Raw genomic sequence first — 20,091 nt, forward strand, 5'->3', positions numbered from 1 at the left:
TGAGATGAGAAAATATAAGAAAGCTTTTTTAACGACAGTATTATTATCTTCGATGTCATTGATTGCCTCAACAAATGGCGAGATGATTCAGGTTACGACTTTTGATGATGAATATGGTGAGAATCCAAATACATGTTCTCTTCGAGAAGCCTTAGAAGCAGCACGATTACGCACGTCTTTTGGTGGTTGTATAATAAAAACTGGTTTTTTAACTAGTAATTCCAATCATATTCAGTTAAAAGCTGGTGAATATATTTTAAAGAAAGAGCTTGTCCCGCAAGTTAATGTTGTTATTTGGGGTGAAAGTCCTGTTAATTGGAATGAACAGAATATTTTAATTAATGATGTGGTTAATCAATACCCAGCACTGACGTCATTAAAAACAACAATTAAAGCAGAAAACTCACGTATTTTTAATACAGCTTTTTCTCAAAAAAGTTTGAACTTAAACAATTTGATTTTAACTGGAGGAAGAACAGCAAGTATAGGTGGTGCAATTTATGCTGGTGCTGATGTAGTATTAAATAGAAGTCATATATTAAATTCGGATGCAGGGCAAGCTGGCGGTGCTATTTATTTATCTGCAAACGCTACAAAGCTGGCAATATCAAACAGTCTAATTCAGGGCAATAGAGCACCCATAGGAAGTGTACTTGCAATGAATGACTTTAATGATAATTTATATATCAGTCGTGATATTAATATTCAGTTTAGCAGTATTGTGAATAATGGCTCAGATATTTCTAAAAGTATGTTTGAGTTTATGGGCAAGCCAAGTGTTCTATTTGAATCTAATACAATTTCTCAAAATAATGCAGATTTAAGTCATGGGAATTTGATTAAATTTACAGGCGATACAGATGTTGGATCTGGTCAAAATAACCGTAATAGTATTTTGAGTGACAAAAGTGCATTACTACTAAAAAATAACACGATTGTTGAAAATAATGCATATACGACATTTTTATATGACAAAATTGGACAAAAAGTATTAAATTTTAATGTAATTGCTTATAATGGTGGGGTGGGAACTTATGCATGTCGTTATTTGCTAGGGAGTGCAAAAGAAGAAAAACTAGTTGGATTAGTAGCAAACTATAATGCTTTTGCTCGTTCTGGTACAAATTTTTGTGATTTCCCAGATGAAGTATTTAAAACAGATGCTACAAAAGAAAATAATATTGATATAACAGGAAAACTAATAACTGACTTATTAAGTCCACGTGTTGAAGCTTCATCTTATACAGCTTTTCTTCCGTTGTATTATCCCAAAAATAATAGAGCAAACACAGATGAAAAAGTAATAACTCTGGTTGATACAGGAGCAAATACAAACTGTAGTGACTTCGATCAAAGAGGGTTGGCACGTAAGGTTGATAGAATAGTTGATGATAGTTCTGCATTAAAAAATACTTGTGATATTGGATCTGTAGAGTTAATGAAATTAACAGCCAGAGACTTTCCAGATTTATCAAATTCATCGATCAGTCAGATGATAGATAGCTATCAAATAGAATATGATAGATACGATGAATTGGTAAAAAAACCAAATAATGTAGATTTTGTACCTTATTATAAGTTTCGTGCAGAACAATACAAAAAAAAGTTAAACGTTTTTAATAACCCTGAGACAAGAAAAAATGCCTTAAAGTATAGAGCTATTTACGTGGATTTATGGGATACTTTACCTCAAGAAGTACGTAGAGATGATGGCGCGCATGCTTTAGAATTTTTTGATCCAAACCTATATAAAGTCAATGTTGAAACACTAGGCACTGGATTGACAAAAGATCAATTGAAGACAGACGAAAATCTATTCTGTAAATGGAATGAAGATTTAGAGCAGATTATGATTTACAGGATTGATGATTTGATTACTCAATCTGGTGATAAAGCATTCTGTAAATATACAATTACGTCTATATCCGATCAAAGTGTTACGTCATCAGGTTTGCTTCAGGCAGAATTCAATAATATAAAACCAGTTGTAACCGATACTTCTGTAACATTGAAATATAAGCAAAGTGAAACTGCGACATTGAATTTGCTAGATTTTGCAAATGATGATGGTGATACAGGTAAAAATGGTTCAGGTCCTCAGTTAAAGCCAAATAAACCTGCTTTTTGGCGTAATGCTGAGGGCATAGAATTACCTATCCGTTTATCAAATGTCTCTAGTAATTTGATTATTACTGCTGATCGAGAGGGGAATTGTCCTGCGCCAGATCAACAGGAAAAATGCTATGGTGGGAATATTTATATTAAAGAAGCAAATGCTTTTAACCCATTTAATTTCTCATTTAATTATCAAGTGTATGATAATGACCAAACGCCAGCAATTTCTAATGTTGGAACTGTCAAGGTGATTAGTACTGCAACGACAACTGATGATACTCGTAATGCCAAAAGTGGAGGAGGAAGTACAACACTTCTATCATTATTTGGTCTACTAGGTTTGTTAGCTTATCGCCGTTTTAGAAAGTAAGATCAATGTAAAAATAGCGCCATATGGCGCTATTCTTTTTTACTAAACAAGAGTTGTTTAGTGTTCAGAATATTTAGTTAAATATTCTTCTCTAATATTTACTCGCTCTTCTAAACTTGCATTTTGCATACGTTTACGTAAGGTGCTGCGTTCTTGTGTGCTCATTCTCTGCCATACATCACGCATTTTTTGTTTTTCATCATCGGGGAGTTGAGTAAACCACTCCATGCGTTGTTGTAGTTGAGAGCTTTGATCGTTAGGAATCTCTTTAAGCGTTTGATATCGCTTTATAAGCGCACGTTGCTCTTCTGGGGATAAATCATCCCATGCTTCTTCTGTCGTTGTTTTAACTGGCTTGGAAAATGGCCAAAAGCGATCTGAGCCAGCAAAACTCGTCTGTAATAAGCCGACTGTACATACAACAAGTGCTAATCTTTTAGCTGCCATGTCGAACCTTATCCTCGCCCAAGACCATTAACATTTCCATATCTTCAACCATTTGAGGGGACAGTTTTGGATTAATCACAACTTGGTTTTGTGGTTTATCAGTCAATTGTAAAGAGTTTGGTAAAATCACAATACCTGTAATTGCAGCAGCTAATGCAAAACCAGACATTTTCCAAATGCTGTAATAAGACGTTGGTTTCTTTTGGACACTATCCAAAACATGATTCATCACCATGAGCTTATTGTGCTGCTGTTCTTTTGCAAGTTGATCAAGTTTGGAAGTCACTTGTTTAGTGAACTCATCTTTATTCATTTGATGATCCTCCCGTATGTGGATTTAAATGCGCGAGAGCAACTCGGAGCCCCTGAATTGCACGGTGATAGTGTGTTTTTACACTACCTTCACTACAGTCCATAATTTGAGCAGTGGTCATCGTGTCGAAACCCTCCCAAGCTCTCAGCATGAATGCTTGTTGTTGGCGAACTGGTAACTGATGAATGGCTTCTTGAATTTCATCCATTGTGACTTCTTGATCAAGAAGCTCAAATGGATTCGGTGTAGATTCATCAATGATATCAGTAATTTCTTCATCATCATCTAAATTAATTTTTTTAAATAAAGAAAATGGATTCGCGCGGCGTGCTTCCTTACGTCTCCAATCTTGTAGTTTATTATTAAGGATTGTATAGAACAGCGGGTACCATTCTTCAGTATTTTTATCTGCATATGATTTATGCAAAGAAATAAATGCTTCTTGCACTAAATCCATTGCGATCCCTTGTTGCCCTTGTGTAGCACTTTCCATCATTACAAGCGCACGACCAGTCACATCTTGCATAAAAAAACGAAGACGTTGTTCAACAGTACTGGTATCAGTACTGTTGCCAGTTTGAGCCTGTTTCGGTGCTAAATCCATAGAGATGGAAAATCCTGTCATGGAAACCCACCATTATTATCAATTCATTAATCATATAACGTTGAAAATGGTGGATGCGTTGACAACTTAAGCAATTATTTTTTGTAGTGTAATAGATTTTTCCAACAAAAAAATCGGCTTTAATGTAATTTAACGTTTTATAGACGTTGACGGACCATCTCAAAAAAGCAGATTGAACCTGCGATTGCAACGTTTAAAGATTCTTGTCCCCCCGGTTGAGGAATTGTTACAGCTTGAGCATGTTCAAGTGCATACTCACTTGCACCTTGACCTTCATTCCCTAAAATCCATACGCATGGTTGGGTCAAATCTTTGGAATATAGGCTTGTAGATCTATGTGAGCTGGTGACAAAAACAGGGATCTGAAATTTTGGAAGAATTTCATTGAGCTGAAAGTTTTCAAAACAATTCAAACTAAAATGAGCACCCATGCCAGCTCTTAGCACTCTTGGAGACCAAAGTGTTGCAGAGCCTTGCGTACAAATGATTTGTTTGATATTGGCTGCGGCTGCTGAACGTAATAATGTCCCCACATTTCCAGGGTCTTGGATATTTTCCAAAATCAAGGTATCAACACCAAAGTCAATTGTTGATGCTGTTTTAGGTAGATCAATAATGGCTAAGCAGGGAAGCGTCGTGCCTAGAGTGCTTAGATCTTTATAGAGTACTTCGCTAATCACGAAAACATGACCTTGATGTAGCTCCATCACTTTTTGTAGATCTGTATGTGCAAGCGCTTGTTCAGTTGTAAATAAAGAAAATATTTTTTTCTGTTGTTGCAACCATGCAATGCAAAGGTGACTACCTTCTAAAACGGTTTGTTGGTGTTTTTTTCGAGCACTATTGAGTTCAATTAAGCCACGCAAATGTTTAATTTTTGCATTGTCTTTTGATTCTAAAAAGATAACCGCCATAAGAAGAACATCCGAAAGGGCATCAATATAATGATGCCCAAAGTAATTAAGTTATGAATGATAGCTCGTTACACGTTGAACTTCATTTTTAGAACCAATAATAACAGGTACACGCTGATGAAGCTCAGTTGGCTGGATTTCCATAATACGAACTCGACCTGTTGTAGAAGCACCGCCTGCTTGCTCAATTAACATGCTCATCGGGTTGGCTTCATACATAAGACGTAAACGTCCTGCTTTTTTCGGATCTTTCAAATCATATGGGTAAAGGAAAATCCCACCACGACATAAGATACGATGAATATCACCTACCATACATGCAACCCAGCGCATATTGAAATCTTTTTCACGTACTGATGTTTTCCCTGCTAATAGCTCATCGATATAACGCTTTACAGGATTTTCCCAATGACGTTGATTTGATGCATTGATTGCAAATTCTTGAGTATCCGCTGACACTTGTACATTTTCAGTGGTCAATAAAAATGTCTGTGAGTTTGGATCTAAAGTAAAGAACACCACGCCTGCACCGACTGTAAGCGCCAACATGGTTGATGGACCATAAAGCACATAGCCTGCAGCTACTTGCTCGATACCAGCTTGCATAAAGTCGGCAGACTGAGTTACTGCATTTTTTGCGGGTAAGATCGAGAAGATCGTACCAACACACATATTAATATCGATGTTACTAGAGCCATCTAGTGGATCAAATAACACTAAATATTTTCCATTTTCTTGAGCAGGGGTAAAATCGTCCAACTCTTCAGATGCTAACCCACCGACTTGAGGGTGTACTTTTAACGCATCGATTAAATAATCGTTAGAAATTACATCTAATTTCTTTTGAGTCTCACCTTGAACATTTTCATTGCCTGCACTTCCTAGAATTCCAGCTAAAGCGCCTTTTTGTAATGCTTGATCAATAGTCTTGCAGGTTTCAGCAATTGTTGCGATGACTTGAGCCAATTCTGGAGTCAAATTCCCATTTTGTTGTTCTAAATATTGAGACAAAGTTAGGTTTGACATTTTTAATAGCTCCAATTTAGCTGTGTCAGAAATGGATAAAAAAGAATGCACCTATTCTAGATGAGATCGCTATAAAATAAAAATTATCTTACTTTATTTATGTTGCTTTTATGATTACAAGTATGGCATTACATGCTATGTTGATTGGATATTAAACAGGACGTTGGAGATCGAAAATGTCAACTAAGACTTTTGAGGCAACACCTACTGCAGGTGAGCCAATTAATTTAGATGAAATTTCTAAAGAATGTGTCAAGGATGCTTGGAAAGAGTATGAGGCAAAGCCTGAATATAAAAAGTTTAATAAGCATGACTTGATAGAATCAATGCAACCTAACGATGATGATACCTCATCTCAAACATAAAAAATGCTCACATGATGTGAGCATTTTTTATTAAACTTATTTATCTTAATAAAGGTGGCACAGCTTCGTAGTTGATCTCAACACGACGGTTTTCTTTCCAAGCTGCTTCGTTGTGACCTGGGTTTACAGGAGCTTCTTTACCATAGCTAACTGCTTCAAGCTGCTGAGGATTTACACCGTTTGTTACTAAGAAGCTTTCAACTGCTTTTGCACGACGCTCACCTAATGCCATGTTGTATTCACGGGTACCGCGTTCATCAGTATGTCCAGTCAAAGCTACACGTGAATTTGCATTTGCAACTAAGAACTGCGCATGTGCTTGTAATGTTTGGTAGTCTTCGTTAGATAACTCACTGCTGTCATAGTCAAAATGAACAACCCGTTTCGCCAAGAATGCTTTATTTGCAGCAGTCACCCCTTTTGCAGATGCACCAGCTAAGTTTTGTGCATTTAAGGCTGCATCTTCGCTCAAACCTTCAGTACTTACTGTCGTACCTGTTGGTGTATTTCCTGCAGTAATGTCTGTTGCTGGTTTACGGCTTGCACAACCAGTAAATACTAGCGTTGCAGCAATGAGTGGAAGGCTAAGATATTTCATATTCATGTGATTCTCCAATCAAGTAAATTTATTTTGGTGCCCAAGCAGGTTCACGAACTTCACCTTGCTCGCTTGGTAAATTCATACGGAAACGACCATCAGTAGACATGATTGACAGCAAGCCACGATTACCTTCGCGTGTTGCATAAACAACCATTTGACCATTTGGTGAGAAGCTTGGTGATTCATCTAAGCTGGTTGGGGTTAAGATATTTGTAATCCCTGTATTAATATCTTGGAGTGCAACTTTATAACTGCTTCCACTTGGGCGATGTACTAGAGCGAGTCTTTTTCCGTCCGCACTCAAGGTCCCACGTGCATTGAAAGCACCGCGGAAGGTGAGTCGTCGTACTGATTTATCTGCAAAGGTATAGCGATAAATTTGTGGAGAACCACCGCGATCAGACGTGAAAATAAATGATTTACCATCTGGCGAATAACGTGCTTCAGTATCAATCGCAGTATCATTGGTCATGCGCTGTACTTGACGTGTATTCAAATTCATTTGGTAAATTTCAGGATTACCATGCATGGATGCTGTAAATAACATCGATTGACCATCAGGTGAGAAGCTCGGCGCGCCATTTAAGCCTCTAAAGCTTGCAAGTACTTCACGTTGACCAGTCGCTAGATCTTGCAAATAAATGGCTGGACGTTTGGTTTCAAACGAAACGTAAGCAATTTTCTTCGCATCAGGCGTCCAAGTTGGGGAGAGGATAGGATCACGTGATGAAAGTACGGTTTTCGGTTGTTCACCATCGGTGTCAGCAATTTGTAAAGTATAACGCTGTGCGGGATTTGCTTGATTACGGAGTACATAAGCAATACGACCACTAAAGTCACCGGGGATGCCTGTCAGAGCTTGATAGATAGCATCACTGATCATATGCCCAGCTTGACGTACACGACCAGCAGGGACAGTCAAAACCTCATTGAGTAAGTATTGTTGTTTTTGTACATCGTAAAGCTGATAGTGAATTTCAAAAGTATTGGCATTTATAGCCTTACTTTGACCAACCACAACATATGGAACACCCGCATTTTGCCAATCACTTGCCTGAATCTGATTCATACTGGCAGTTGCAGGTAAATTCTGTGACGCACTGGTAAAACGACCAGAGCGATTCAGATCACTTTCAACAATAGGGTAGATCGCATTGTCATTTGTAAATGGAACAATAGCGATTTTTGGCGCTTTTTCGGGTGCTTTTGCAATCTCCAATTGAAGCTGCGCAAAAGTTGTCATCGGAATAGTGGTACTAATTGCAGTAAAAACGGCAATTGCGATGAGATGCTTACGAGTCTTTTCCATAGTTACAATTACTTGCTCTCGTTTTTTTGTGGCTGTTGATTATTTAACATAGTTACATGCTTTGTGCTATTACAAGCATGTAACGTTAACCATTTATTACTATTTTGCTGTGAAATTTGAAGTAAAGCTTCGAGCTTCACGTCTTGCATCTGGATCTTCTGGCATCGGATAAGGAGCTGCTGCTCGTATCGCTGCTTCAACACTAGCTTTAACATCAGGATCACTTGCTGTTACAACAACAGATAAGACCGCACCACTATCACTTAATGTTACACGGGCACTAGCTCTTTGACCTGATGAGCCTAATGGCATATTCCAAGCACGGTAAATTTTCTGTTCGAAATCACGTTTAGCTGTTGAAGCAATACGTCTAGATTCAGCTTTTTTCTGGGCTGCCTCTTGTTCCGCCTGTTTTGCGGCAGCAGCTTTAGCATCCGCCTCGGCTTTTGCTTTGGCATCTGCTTCGGCTTTGCGTTTAGCATCCGCCTCGGCTTTTGCTTTGGTATCTGCCTCGGCTTTGCGTTTAGCATCTGCTTCGGCTTTTGCTTTAGCATCCGCTTCGGCTTTGCGCTTAGCATCTGCCTCGGCTTTTGCTTTAGCATCCGCTTCGGCTTTGCGCTTAGCATCTGCTTCGGCTTTGCGCTTAGCATCTGCTTCGGCTTTTGCTTTGGCATCTGCTTCAGCTCTACGTTTAGCATCTGCGGCAGCTTTTGCTTTGGCATCTGCTTCGGCTTTGCGCTTAGCATCTGCCTCGGCTTTGCGTTTAGCATCTGCTTCGGCTTTTGCTTTGGCATCTGCTTCGGCTTTTGCTTTGGCATCTGCTCTACGTTTAGCATCTGCGGCAGCTTTTGCTTTGGCATCTGCTTCGGCTTTTGCTTTAGCATCCGCTTCGGCTTTTGCATCCGCTTCGGCTTTGCGCTTAGCATCTGCCTCAGCTTTGCGTTTAGCATCTGCTTCCGCTTGACGTTGTTGAGCAGCTAGTTTGTCTTGTTGGATTTGTTCTGCCTTCTGTTTTTCAGCTGCAAGCTGTTGTTCAGTCGGCTGTGATGGCGTTGCTGGTAAATTTTGTGGCAACGTTTCATCTACAATAGGGCTTTGAATCTCTTCGGCTTGATTTTCAGCTGTGGTTTCATAATCGATTGTTTGAGGTAGGTCATCTGGATTAACCAAAATCGTTTTTACTTTTTTTGGTTGCTCAAGAGGTTTACTCATACCTAAGTACAACAAACCAACAATAGCCACAGCATGAATACCTAGCGTAAAAGCTAGTGCGATCGCATTTTGTTTTTCTTTAAAAGGCGGCTTTTGGAATTTTTTCATAGTTTATTCTAACGGCTTAGTCAGCAGGCCGACTTCAGTTAGACCCGCATTTTGTAAACTTGCCATTAGAGCAATCACATCACCATAAGGACGTGATTGATCACCATTTACCAAAACGGTCAGCGTTTTATTTTCTTGCTCGGCTTGGGTTTGAGCATCATTTAGAATACTTTCTAACTCTTGAAATGACAGAACCTGATTTTTATCATGCTCTTTATATTCTAAATAAATATTGCCATTGCTACCGAGAGTAACGATTGGTGGTCGCTCTTTTGACTCAATTGGATTGTTATTGGCTTGTGGCAAATCAACCTTGATTCCACTGGTAATCATCGGTGCTGTAACCATAAAAATGACTAACAGCACAAGCATGACGTCAATATAAGGAACGACATTCATATCGCTTTTGAGCGGCTTTTTGATGCGTTCAAAACGCCCTGATCGTTGAATTGCCATTATGCATCTTCCTGAGCCGTTCCAATCGATTGACGTTGTAACAGCGCCACCATTTCTTCCGCAAAAAGAGCACGATCTGAATAGATGGCTTCACCTTTCGCTGTAAAATGGTTAAATGCAAGTACTGCCGGAATCGCAGCAAATAGACCAATTGCAGTTGCAATTAATGCTTCTGCGATTCCTGGGGCAACAGTGGCCAAAGTCACTTGATCAACTGCAGCAAGACCAATAAAGGCATTCATGATGCCCCAAACGGTACCGAATAAACCAATGTATGGAGCGACAGAACCAATGCTTGCTAATACGCCTAGGTTTTGCTCTAAACCGCCTTGTTCGCGGCTTAGACCAACGCGTAACATACGTTCAGTACCTTCAATGGTTTGAGTTGTGTCAGCTTTACGTTTTTTAAGTTTAAAGAACTCAGATAAACCTTGATAAAAAACATCTTCTAAACCGTTACGTTTAGAGTTCAATTGGGCATTGTTATATAGGGTATTTAGCTCAGCACCAGACCAGAACATTTTTTGAAAATGCTCATCATCTTGCCCCGTTTTTTTAAAGCTCATATGCAATTTAGCAATCACATACCAACTATAGATTGAGGCAAGTAATAAGATCAGCATGACCAGTTGTACAACAGGGCTTGCTTGTAAAATAAGGTCAGAAATGTGCATTGAAGATTCTAAATTAGTTGCCATAAGTCACTGTGCCAAAAGTTTATTTTTCGTCCTGTGCTAATTCTTTTTGAATCAGATCACGAATTTCTTGAGGAAGGCGTCGAGGCATCAATTCTTTGTTTAGACATGCCAACACAACCTCACCAGAAGCCAGCAAGATTTCACCACGATATATATTCTGTTGCAATACAAAAGATGCAGCTTTACACGAAATAACACGCGCTGTAACGGTAATCAAATCATCCATTAATATAGGGCGTACATATTTGACTTGAATTTGGTGTACGACGAAGTTGTAGTCTTGTTGATGCCAGTAGTGATCTACGCCGGCTGCACGCAACCATTCGGTACGCGCTCGTTCCATGAAGCGAATATGATTGGCATGGTAGACGATACCGCCTGCATCTGTATCTTCAATATATACACGGATATTAAATTCAAAATGATTTGCCATGTCCTTTAACCTATTTCAGTGTGTTTCGGGCGATGGTGGAATGATAGGGTTTCGAGCTAGCGATGGAAATAGTAATAAATAACATATTGGAGAGCATTAGATAAAAATAAAGCCCTGTAGTAGGGCTTTTTTTTGTTTAAGCAGAAATTAATAGAACTCAATCCATTCGATTGTTTGAGGGAAACCTGCAACGCTGCGATTATTGGCATAGGCATTAATTAATGCCTGACCATTGGTGGTCCTAGTAATAACAATTGAATTTTGTTTATTATTGATATCTTCGATGTCTAATTTAGCTTGGCTTGGCTCCATTTTTTCAAGATCTTGAAGGTTGTTAAATGCAAAATTGGAGTTAAAGTTGACAGAGAAAAATTTTGCTTTAACTTCCCCAGTTAATTGACCTTTCGCATTACTATCTATTTCCCCTTTAGAGGTTGAATAATTCGAAGTCAAAGTATAATTATTTATAATAAACTGATAGTTGTTGGTTTTGTCGAGTTTATCTAAAGATTTATAAGTGAATTGATTTGCTTCAAATAAATCACGATGGATATCATTGTTGATCGAAGTGGAGGTTTTGGTTAATTTTCCATTAACCGTATGAAGTTCATCTGCTAAATCAATATTAAAATTAATTAGAGTTAAATCAGATTTTTCAGAATTTTCTGATTGGGTGAGTTTAGTTTGAATTGTCCCAGATACAATGACTACTTCATCTCGCCCAAAGATTGGATATGATCCGTTATTGGAGTAAATAGTGAGATTTTTACAATTGTTTAAGGTCACACTATTATCATTGTTTAATATCGCACTACCTGATTGGCAAGAAGCAGTGTGGAGATCAGGATTTTTTTTGCTAATTTGATTGTGAATTTCTAGTGCTATAGTGCTAATTTCAATTATTGGATTTTCATATTCATTTGAAATAGAAACTACATTTTCATTAATAATCTCAATATTCTCTTTCTTTGCAAAGTCTAATTTTTCTTTGCTATTGAATGATGATTGACTATTATCTCCACCACCTCCACATGCGGTCAATAATAGTGCTCCTGAATATACTGTAGAAATTAATAATTTGTTTTTCATTTCTTACCCTTATATTAAGTTTTGGTTAGTTTAGATGTGTAATTTGATTTTAAGACGATAAATTATAACAGCAAATTATAAATTTAAAAAATATTGATATTATATTGGAATAAATATCGTATTAACACGATATTTATTCGCTTGAAAGCTTATTCAGGCGGTGTCATACCAAATTGTAAATAAGCCATATTGGTTGCAATACGACCACGTGCAGTACGCATCACATAGCCTTGCTGGATCAAATAAGGTTCAATCACATCTTCCAGTGTTCCACTGTCTTCAGCCATTGCCGCTGCCAAAGCTTCAACACCAGTTGGTCGTCCTTCAAAACGTTCTAAAAGCATAGACAAATAACGGCGGTCTAATGTATCTAAGCCATCTTTATCGACATTTAACATATCTAAGGCGCGTTGAGCCATGTCTTGAGTAATTTCACCAGTCCCTTTGACTTGAGCATAGTCACGAACTCGACGTAACAGGCGGTTGGCAATACGAGGTGTACCACGTGAGCGACGTGCAATTTCCATTGAGCCATCATGCGTGATTGGCACATCCATGAGGTTTGCTGAACGAGTAACAATATGAGTTAAGTCTTTGACAGAATAAAACTCAAGACGCTGTACAATACCGAAACGATCGCGTAGAGGAGAGGTCAGTAAGCCAGCGCGTGTAGTTGCAGCTACGAGTGTAAATGGTGGTAAATCAAGCTTAATTGAACGGGCAGCAGGACCTTCACCAATCATAATATCGAGTTGAAAATCCTCCATTGCCGGATAGAGAATTTCTTCAATTACGGGTGAAAGACGATGAATTTCGTCAATAAACAGAACATCACCTTCTTCAAGATTGGTCAGCATTGCTGCTAAGTCACCAGCGCGTTCCAGTACTGGGCCAGAGGTTGACTTTAAATTGCCACCCATTTCTCGCGCGATAATGTTTGCCAGTGTGGTTTTACCCAAACCTGGTGGACCAAAAATCAGGGTATGGTCTAAGGCCTCACCACGACCGCGAGCTGCGCCGATGAAGATTTCCATTTGCTCACGGACTACAGGTTGACCAATATAGTCAGCCAATGACGTAGGGCGAATGGCGCGATCAAAATGATCTTCTGGTTTTTCTGTTCCGCTAATAAGACGATCTTGCATATATCTATTACTTCATCATGGATTTAAGCGCAGCACGAATAATATCGGCAGACTCAGTATAGTCTGCTTTTACAGCAGCAACAGCTTTTTGTGCTTCAGCAGGTTTATAACCCAACGATTGTAATGCGGCTTCTGCTTCGGCAACAGGTGAGTTTGCCATAAATTGAATTTGAGCAGCTGCCGTATTTGTTGTGCCGCCAGTTGAATTTGCCAAAGCTTTAAAACGATCACGTAATTCAATCATTAAACGCTCGGCAGTTTTTTTACCGACACCAGGAACTTTAATCAGTGTATTGATATCATCATGCTCAATGGTATGAATCAGTAACTCAACACTCAATGTTGATAGGATACCTAAAGCCATTTTAGGACCAACGCCATTGACTTTAAGTAAGGTACGGAAAATTGTCTTTTCCTGTGCATCACTAAAACCATAAAGTTGTTGGGCATCTTCACGAACCACAAGGTGTGTCCATAAAGTCACTTTCTGTCCTTTTTGTAATTGGCAAAATGTTGAAAGTGGCGTATCTATTTCATAGCCAACACCATTTACATTGAGTAAGACGGTTGGGGCTTCTAAGGCAAACACTTCGCCAATTAAACATCCGATCATTGAGTCTTTTCACTTAGTTGTTGATGGTTGAATAGTAGATGCCATTTGTTCTAAACGCAAAATGGCTTTTAGAATTTCTTTACGATTTCTCGTGGATTTTATCCAAGTCGGTAACCGTGAAAAATAACTGCGATTATAATTTGAAAATTCACGTTCTCTTAGATCGGCTTGAATAAAGTTTTTCAATATTTCTAAATGAGTTGGGTTGTAAACACAGATTTGACCTTGTCGAACAGCAATATTTAAAAATAATTGATATGAGTAAAAAGAATCTAAGCCTTCTTTGGAGTCGCTAACTTTTCTTAAAGTATAGATAGAGTCATCAAATGTATTTTCTCGTAGACAGAAATTACAGCTTATAGTTATTTCTATTGGAATAAGTGACTTACGGGCATATTGCTGAAGATATTTGTATTTCCCTTTTCTACATGTTGTACATTTCGTATTTATTTCGACTTCACATGTACCTCTCCATTCATCAATATTTTGATTTAAATTAAAGTAATAACTCATATAGTCATAACTTTGGGTACGAATATGCTGTAATGATTTGCGATATGTACACTGAGTACAAAAAACCTTTACTCCTTCTGATTCCTCCTCCTTTATTTCGACAATTTTTGCGAGCATTTGACATGTTGGACAATGTACCCAAACTTCTGGTTTGAGAAGAGATACGCTACTTATACCTTTATCAATAAATCGAGACATTAAAAGAATCCAACTTTATTACCTTTCAATTCTTGCGCTAAGCTATAAGCTTGGTGATCAGAGAATTTACTAATAATATCCAAAACCTGCATGATATTTTGATAATGGTTGCTTTGGAAGTTTGCGCCTGAGTGCTGCAAAATAGAAAGTAAACGCTGTTCTTTAAAACTTAATGTTTTATGAGGCATTGTTAGTGGAACAAAAGCATCCAAAATAGTTTGCAAACTTTGATGCGCAATAATTTCTAAGCCAGATTTTTGTGGATGTTCAAAAATACGGTCGCGTGCAAGGTTTTTTGCCGTTTGGATGCCTGCTTCAATATCTGGTGAACAATATTGTAAAAGACCACCTTTGAGTTGACCTGTAATAATCTCATAATGATGCTTTGCAAAAGCAGTCGTTACTTCGTCAACTAAGCGTTTCATGACTCGCCCACGCAAAGCGGCAATTTTTTGTTGCCAAGTGGTATGTGGTAAATGCAGTTCTTCTGGGCGACCAAAATCGGCGATTAAATTCAGAAAGATAGGTTCAACTTCATCATAATCCAACATATTAAGAATAATGCCATCTTCTAAATCAATCAGTGCATAACAAATATCATCAGCAGCTTCTAATAAGTAGGTCAATGGATGACGACAATAATGATAGTCACCGAGTTGAATCAAACCGAGTTGTTCCGCAAGCTGTTTTAAGATTTCTTTTTCGGATTGATAACAACCGAATTTTGCCCGTTGATGTGAAGGTGTGTCACCTTGTTCATTAATGGTTTTGGATAACCACGGATATTTGAGATAAGCACCTAGTGTGGCACAGGTGAGGCGCATACCACCATCATTAGGGTGATAATCAATACGACTGAGTAAGCGTAGCCCTTGAGCATTGCCTTCAAACTGTCTTACATCAGCTTCTTCTTCTGGAGTCAGTTTGGTCAGAAAGTCTCGATGTGAGGCATCATCAAACCATTCACGAATGGCATATTCACCTGCATGACCAAAAGGGGGATTTCCAATGTCATGAGCTAAACATGCTGCTTGAATAATTGCACCAACATCGGCAGGGGAAATCCACATCGGTAATTCATCTTTGATTTTTTCTGCAGCTAGCATACCGAGTGAACGACCAATACAAGAGACTTCAAGTGAATGAGTCAGACGTGTATGAATCCCATCATGTTGAGTCAGAGGGTGAACCTGTGTTTTTCTATTCAGTTGACGAAAACTTTGGGAAAATATAATTCTGTCGTAGTCTTTGTGGAATGGGCTTCGAGCCAACTCATTGCTGCTTTTTTTACTACCTAAACGAATTGCAGATAGCAATTCCAACCAACGCATTTGTTCCATTTATCATTATTCAAACTAAGTTCGCTTCATCATGCCAAAAAAAAGATTAAAGCACTAGCGTAGCGCGACATAGATTGTCTTGTTGATACAAAACTAAATCAGAATAATCACTAAAATAATCGGTCAAATATTTAAAAAACTGAAATGTGATTTGTTCTGCAAAATAAAAGAATTGTTACGAATAAAGTAAAATAGATCAGGCGAGACAGAAATAGGGCATTCATCGTCGAAAACTCTGATTTTTAAGTTGGATATGGCTAGCTGAAAAGAGGCTTTCACAGTAGAATATGCGCTCTTTCATAAGTCACATTGCGGTGGGTCTGTTCGATCTGCCCGTGGAGCCAAAGTCAACATGTTTATCGTGGCCGGTGCATCAGCACATTCTTCTTTTAAGAAAGCTCAACTCTTAAACCGTTTAGCGTCAATGAGTTCTGTTCAATCTTTTGACAGCCAGTGGGTTTATTTGTTTGATCAAGCGCTCAACGAGCAGCAACATCAATCGGCATTACAACTTTTAAACGATGGTCAATCTTTCGAACTTCGCCAAGCTGCAAGTGATGAAATCCAAATTTTAGTAACTCCACGTGTTGGCACAATCTCTCCGTGGTCGTCTAAAGCAACTGATATTTTCCAAAACTGTAATACACCAGTACACCGTTTAGAACGTGGTCTTTTATTCACGTTAAAAGGTGTGACTGAAATTACGAATGAAGTGAAACAAGTACTTCATGACCGTATGACGGAAACAGTTTTTGCTCAAATTGAAGAGGCAAAAGCTTTATTCTCAGAAACTGCGCCGAAGCCACTCAACTCAATTGATATCTTGGGTCAAGGTAAAGAAGCATTAGTTAAAGCGAATAATGAGTTTGGCTTTGCTTTATCTGAGCAAGAAATTGATTACTTAACCGAAGCATTTACTAAGCTTGGTCGTAATCCAAATGACATCGAGTTAATGATGTTTGCTCAGGCGAATTCTGAACACTGTCGTCATAAAATCTTTGGTTCTGAATGGACAATTGATGGTGAAAAACAACCATTATCATTGTTCCAAATGATTAAGAATACCTATAAAGAATCTCCAACAGATGTATTGTCGGCGTATAAAGACAATGCCTCTGTGATCGTGGGTTATGACACCATGCGTTTTTATCCAAAAGCGGATGAAAATGGTCACTTTGTTTATAAATATAAGAGCCAAGCCGCTCATATTTTAATGAAGGTCGAAACGCATAACCACCCAACCGCAATTTCTCCATTTGCTGGTGCTGCAACGGGTTCAGGCGGTGAAATCCGTGATGAAGGTGCAACAGGTCGTGGTGGTAAACCAAAAGCAGGTTTAACAGGCTTTACCGTTTCAAACTTGAATATCCCAGGTTTCGAACAGCCTTGGGAAGAAAACTATGGTAAGCCTTCACGTATGGCATCGCCATTACAAATCATGATTGAAGGTCCATTGGGTGGTGCGGCGTTTAACAACGAGTTTGGCCGTCCTGCATTGAATGGTTATTTCCGTACCTTCGAACAGAATGTAAATGGTGAAGTGAAAGGCTTTCATAAACCAATTATGATCGCTGGTGGTTACGGCAATATTCGTCCTGACCACGTTGAAAAAGATGCGATTCAACCGGGTGACTTGCTCATTGTATTGGGTGGTCCTGCCATGTTAATTGGTCTTGGTGGTGGTGCTGCATCATCTGTAGACAGCGGTACCATGGGCGAGAGTTTAGACTTTGCTTCGGTACAACGTGAAAATCCAGAAATGGAACGCCGTTGCCAAGAAGTGATTGATACGTGCTGGCGCTTAGAAGACTTTAACCCAATCGTGTCTGTACACGACGTGGGTGCGGGTGGTCTATCAAATGCGATGCCTGAACTAGTGAATGATCACGAGTTAGGTGCTGTATTGAACCTTCGTAAGATTCCATCTTTAGAGCCAGGTATGAGCCCGATGGAAATCTGGTCAAATGAAGCGCAAGAACGTTATGTGTTAGCAATTCGTCCAGAATCTTTAGAACAGTTTGAAGAAATTTGTGCTCGTGAGCGTTGTCCGTTTGCAGTACTTGGTGAAGCGACTGAAGCACGTCATTTGACGGTTGAAGATCCATTATTTGAAAACAATGCAGTCGACATCCCAATGCAAGTCATGTTGGGTGGCACACCACGTATGCAACGTTCTTATGAAACGATTGAACGTCAAGGCAATGACTTTGATGCGTCAAAAATTGATTTGAAAGATGCGATTTTCCGCGTATTGAAAAATCCAACAGTTGCGTCTAAATCATTCCTGATCACGATTGGTGACCGTTCAATTACCGGTATGGTTGCACGTGATCAAATGGTTGGCCGTTGGCAGGTTCCTGTTGCAGATGCAGCAGTAACCACCACCAGCTTGCAAGGCTTCACAGGTGAAGCAATGGCGATGGGTGAACGTCCACCAGTTGCTTTGTTAAATCCTGCTGCATCTGCACGTTTAGCAGTTGCGGAAGCAATTACCAATATTGCGTGTGCCAACATCGAACAAATTAGTGATATCAAACTTTCTGCAAACTGGATGGCTGCTGCTGGTCAAAAAGGTGAAGACCAAGCCTTGTTTGAAGGTGTGAAAGCGATTGGTATGGAAATGTGTCCTGCTTTGGGTATCGCCATTCCTGTTGGTAAAGACTCACTTTCAATGCGTACCACTTGGAATGATGGCGAAGATAAAGCCGTTACTTCTCCAATGACAGGCGTGATTACTGCGTTTGCACCTGTTTTAGATGTACGTAAAACATTAACACCTGAACTTAAGGACTTAGCAGATTCAGTACTTGTACGTATTGATTTGTCTAAAGGCCAATTCCGTTTAGGTGGTTCGATCCTTGCGCAAGTATATAAAGCAATCGGTTCGGTTACCCCAGATGTTGATAGTTTTGATGACTTCAAAGCATTCTTTGCCTTGATTCAAAACTGGAACAATCGTGGCGTGATCAAGGCTTACCATGACATCGGTGATGGTGGTCTATTGGCGACTGTTGCGGAAATGATGTTTGCTTCGCGCTTAGGTGTTGCTCTAGAAAATCAATCAACTGAAAGCTTATTTGCTGAAGAAATTGGTGCAGTACTGCAAATTACGGCTGCTGATTGGGCGCAGTTAGAAGTTGAAGTTGCAGCATCTAGCTTGAAAGATGCCATTGCAGTGATTGGTCGTGTGAATTCAACTGATCAATTGGTTGTAAATGGTTTAACACTTGAGCGTGCTGAACTACAACAAGCTTGGGCTGAAGTATCTCACCAGATCCAACGTTTACGTGACAACGTTGAAACAGCTGATCAAGAGTTTGCCTTAATTGCAGATAAAAACCACAAAGGTTTAATTGCTCAACCAACTTATGACTTAAATGAGCCAGTTGAAGCGCCGTTTATCAATACACGTCGTCCAAATATGGCAATTTTGCGTGAGCAAGGTGTAAATGGTCATGTGGAAATGGCTGCTGCATTTGACAAAGTGGGCTTCAATACCATCGACGTACACATGAGTGACTTGCTTGCAGGTCGCGTGAGCTTAAGTGACTTTGAAGGTTTAGTCGCATGTGGTGGCTTCTCATATGGTGACGTGATGGGTGCTGGTGGTGGCTGGGCGAAATCAGTATTGTTCAATGCGAAATTACGTGATCAGTTCGAACAATTCTTCCATCGTGAAAATACATTCAGCTTAGGCGTATGTAACGGTTGTCAAATGATGTCACAACTTGCACCACTAATTCCGGGCGCAGAGCATTGGGGTCGTTTCCACCGTAACATGTCAGAAGTTTTTGAAGCGCGTGCAGTGAACGTTCGTGTAGAGAAATCTGTTTCTGTGTTGCTTGAAGATATGCACGGTTCAATTTTACCGATCGCAGTTGCGCATGGTGAAGGGCGTTTAGTTGCGACTGAACAACAACTTGCAGCTTTAAATGCTGAGAACCAAGTGGTGTTACGTTATGTAGATAGCTTGGGTAATCCAACTCAACACTATCCGTTGAACCCAAATGGATCACCTGAAGCGATTACAGGTCAAACGTCTAAAGATGGTCGTGCAACAGTCATGATGCCGCATCCAGAACGAAACTTCCGTGCTTTACAGCATTCTTGGAAGCCTGAAGATTGGGCTGAAGATGGTGCTTGGTTGCGTATGTTCCGCAATGCACGTAAATTTATTGGTTAATGTGACTTAACCATAAGA

The 20,091-nt window shown here is 39.3% G+C and carries 19 protein-coding genes; 3 read left to right on the forward strand and 16 right to left on the reverse strand.

Annotation, left to right across the window (positions count from 1 at the left end):
• Positions 1-4 precede the first annotated feature (4 nt).
• The gene (locus DS737_RS04810; RefSeq protein WP_113996931.1) at positions 5-2,485 is read left to right on the forward strand and encodes a CSLREA domain-containing protein; all 2,481 of its coding nucleotides are present in this window, start codon (positions 5-7) and stop codon (positions 2,483-2,485) included.
• A 57-nt stretch (positions 2,486-2,542) separates the two neighbouring features.
• On the opposite strand, the gene DS737_RS04815 is transcribed toward DS737_RS04810, so the two are convergent.
• The 5 genes from DS737_RS04815 to DS737_RS04840 form a co-directional block, all read right to left on the reverse strand.
• The gene (locus DS737_RS04815; RefSeq protein ID WP_004640116.1) at positions 2,543-2,932 is read right to left on the reverse strand and encodes a DUF3106 domain-containing protein; all 390 of its coding nucleotides are present in this window, start codon (positions 2,930-2,932) and stop codon (positions 2,543-2,545) included.
• The gene (locus DS737_RS04820) at positions 2,922-3,245 is read right to left on the reverse strand and encodes a hypothetical protein (RefSeq protein WP_004640114.1); all 324 of its coding nucleotides are present in this window, start codon (positions 3,243-3,245) and stop codon (positions 2,922-2,924) included. Before DS737_RS04820 ends, DS737_RS04815 begins: the two co-directional genes overlap by 11 nt.
• Positions 3,238-3,849: an RNA polymerase sigma factor gene (locus DS737_RS04825; RefSeq protein WP_004640112.1), complete on the reverse strand. Its 612-nt coding sequence runs from the start codon at positions 3,847-3,849 to the stop codon at positions 3,238-3,240. Before DS737_RS04825 ends, DS737_RS04820 begins: the two co-directional genes overlap by 8 nt.
• 158 nt (positions 3,850-4,007) lie before the next feature.
• Positions 4,008-4,784, reverse strand: coding sequence for a TrmH family RNA methyltransferase (locus DS737_RS04835; protein ID WP_004640110.1), 777 nt, complete (start codon positions 4,782-4,784; stop codon positions 4,008-4,010).
• 51 nt (positions 4,785-4,835) lie between these two features.
• Entirely contained in the window at positions 4,836-5,810 is a 975-nt protein-coding gene (locus tag DS737_RS04840) for a class 1 fructose-bisphosphatase (RefSeq protein ID WP_005084499.1), read from the reverse strand.
• 176 nt (positions 5,811-5,986) lie between these two features.
• On the opposite strand from DS737_RS04840, the gene DS737_RS04845 reads away from it, so the two are divergent.
• Positions 5,987-6,175, forward strand: coding sequence for an NF038105 family protein (locus DS737_RS04845; RefSeq protein WP_004640107.1), 189 nt, complete (start codon positions 5,987-5,989; stop codon positions 6,173-6,175).
• Between the two features lie 40 nt (positions 6,176-6,215).
• On the opposite strand, the gene pal is transcribed toward DS737_RS04845, so the two are convergent.
• The 11 genes from pal to DS737_RS04900 form a co-directional block, all read right to left on the reverse strand.
• Positions 6,216-6,779 carry a peptidoglycan-associated lipoprotein Pal gene (gene pal / locus DS737_RS04850; RefSeq protein ID WP_004641816.1) on the reverse strand — a complete coding sequence of 188 codons (564 nt, stop codon included), beginning with the start codon at positions 6,777-6,779 and terminating at the stop codon, positions 6,216-6,218.
• Between the two features lie 22 nt (positions 6,780-6,801).
• Positions 6,802-8,085 carry a Tol-Pal system beta propeller repeat protein TolB gene (gene tolB, locus DS737_RS04855; RefSeq protein WP_004641814.1) on the reverse strand — a complete coding sequence of 428 codons (1,284 nt, stop codon included), beginning with the start codon at positions 8,083-8,085 and terminating at the stop codon, positions 6,802-6,804.
• Positions 8,086-8,184: 99 nt separating this feature from the next.
• Entirely contained in the window at positions 8,185-9,405 is a 1,221-nt protein-coding gene (gene tolA / locus DS737_RS04860) for a cell envelope integrity protein TolA (protein ID WP_113996932.1), read from the reverse strand.
• Between the two features lie 3 nt (positions 9,406-9,408).
• Positions 9,409-9,861, reverse strand: coding sequence for a protein TolR (gene tolR, locus DS737_RS04865; protein WP_004640103.1), 453 nt, complete (start codon positions 9,859-9,861; stop codon positions 9,409-9,411).
• Positions 9,861-10,559: a protein TolQ gene (gene tolQ, locus DS737_RS04870; RefSeq protein ID WP_004640101.1), complete on the reverse strand. Its 699-nt coding sequence runs from the start codon at positions 10,557-10,559 to the stop codon at positions 9,861-9,863. The genes tolR and tolQ overlap by 1 nt, the downstream gene beginning before the upstream one ends.
• 19 nt (positions 10,560-10,578) lie before the next feature.
• Positions 10,579-10,992: a tol-pal system-associated acyl-CoA thioesterase gene (ybgC, locus tag DS737_RS04875; protein ID WP_004640100.1), complete on the reverse strand. Its 414-nt coding sequence runs from the start codon at positions 10,990-10,992 to the stop codon at positions 10,579-10,581.
• A 147-nt stretch (positions 10,993-11,139) separates the two neighbouring features.
• Positions 11,140-12,081 (reverse strand): hypothetical protein, encoded by a 942-nt coding sequence (locus DS737_RS04880; protein ID WP_017394834.1) that lies wholly within the window; start codon positions 12,079-12,081, stop codon positions 11,140-11,142.
• A 149-nt stretch (positions 12,082-12,230) separates the two neighbouring features.
• Positions 12,231-13,226, reverse strand: coding sequence for a Holliday junction branch migration DNA helicase RuvB (ruvB, locus tag DS737_RS04885; protein ID WP_113996933.1), 996 nt, complete (start codon positions 13,224-13,226; stop codon positions 12,231-12,233).
• Positions 13,227-13,233: 7 nt separating this feature from the next.
• Entirely contained in the window at positions 13,234-13,839 is a 606-nt protein-coding gene (gene ruvA / locus DS737_RS04890) for a Holliday junction branch migration protein RuvA (protein ID WP_005089630.1), read from the reverse strand.
• A gap of 9 nt (positions 13,840-13,848) precedes the next feature.
• Positions 13,849-14,550, reverse strand: a complete 702-nt coding sequence (locus tag DS737_RS04895; protein WP_113996934.1) for a hypothetical protein — start codon at positions 14,548-14,550, stop codon at positions 13,849-13,851.
• A complete protein-coding gene (locus DS737_RS04900; RefSeq protein ID WP_113996935.1) occupies positions 14,550-15,890 on the reverse strand; it encodes a deoxyguanosinetriphosphate triphosphohydrolase in 1,341 nt (446 codons plus the stop codon). Before DS737_RS04900 ends, DS737_RS04895 begins: the two co-directional genes overlap by 1 nt.
• 352 nt (positions 15,891-16,242) lie before the next feature.
• Here DS737_RS04900 and purL point away from each other — a divergent pair, with 352 nt between their 5' ends.
• Positions 16,243-20,073, forward strand: coding sequence for a phosphoribosylformylglycinamidine synthase (gene purL / locus DS737_RS04905; RefSeq protein WP_113996936.1), 3,831 nt, complete (start codon positions 16,243-16,245; stop codon positions 20,071-20,073).
• Positions 20,074-20,091 lie beyond the last annotated feature (18 nt).

Source organism: Acinetobacter haemolyticus, from assembly GCF_003323815.1.
Taxonomy (GTDB): domain Bacteria; phylum Pseudomonadota; class Gammaproteobacteria; order Pseudomonadales; family Moraxellaceae; genus Acinetobacter; species Acinetobacter haemolyticus.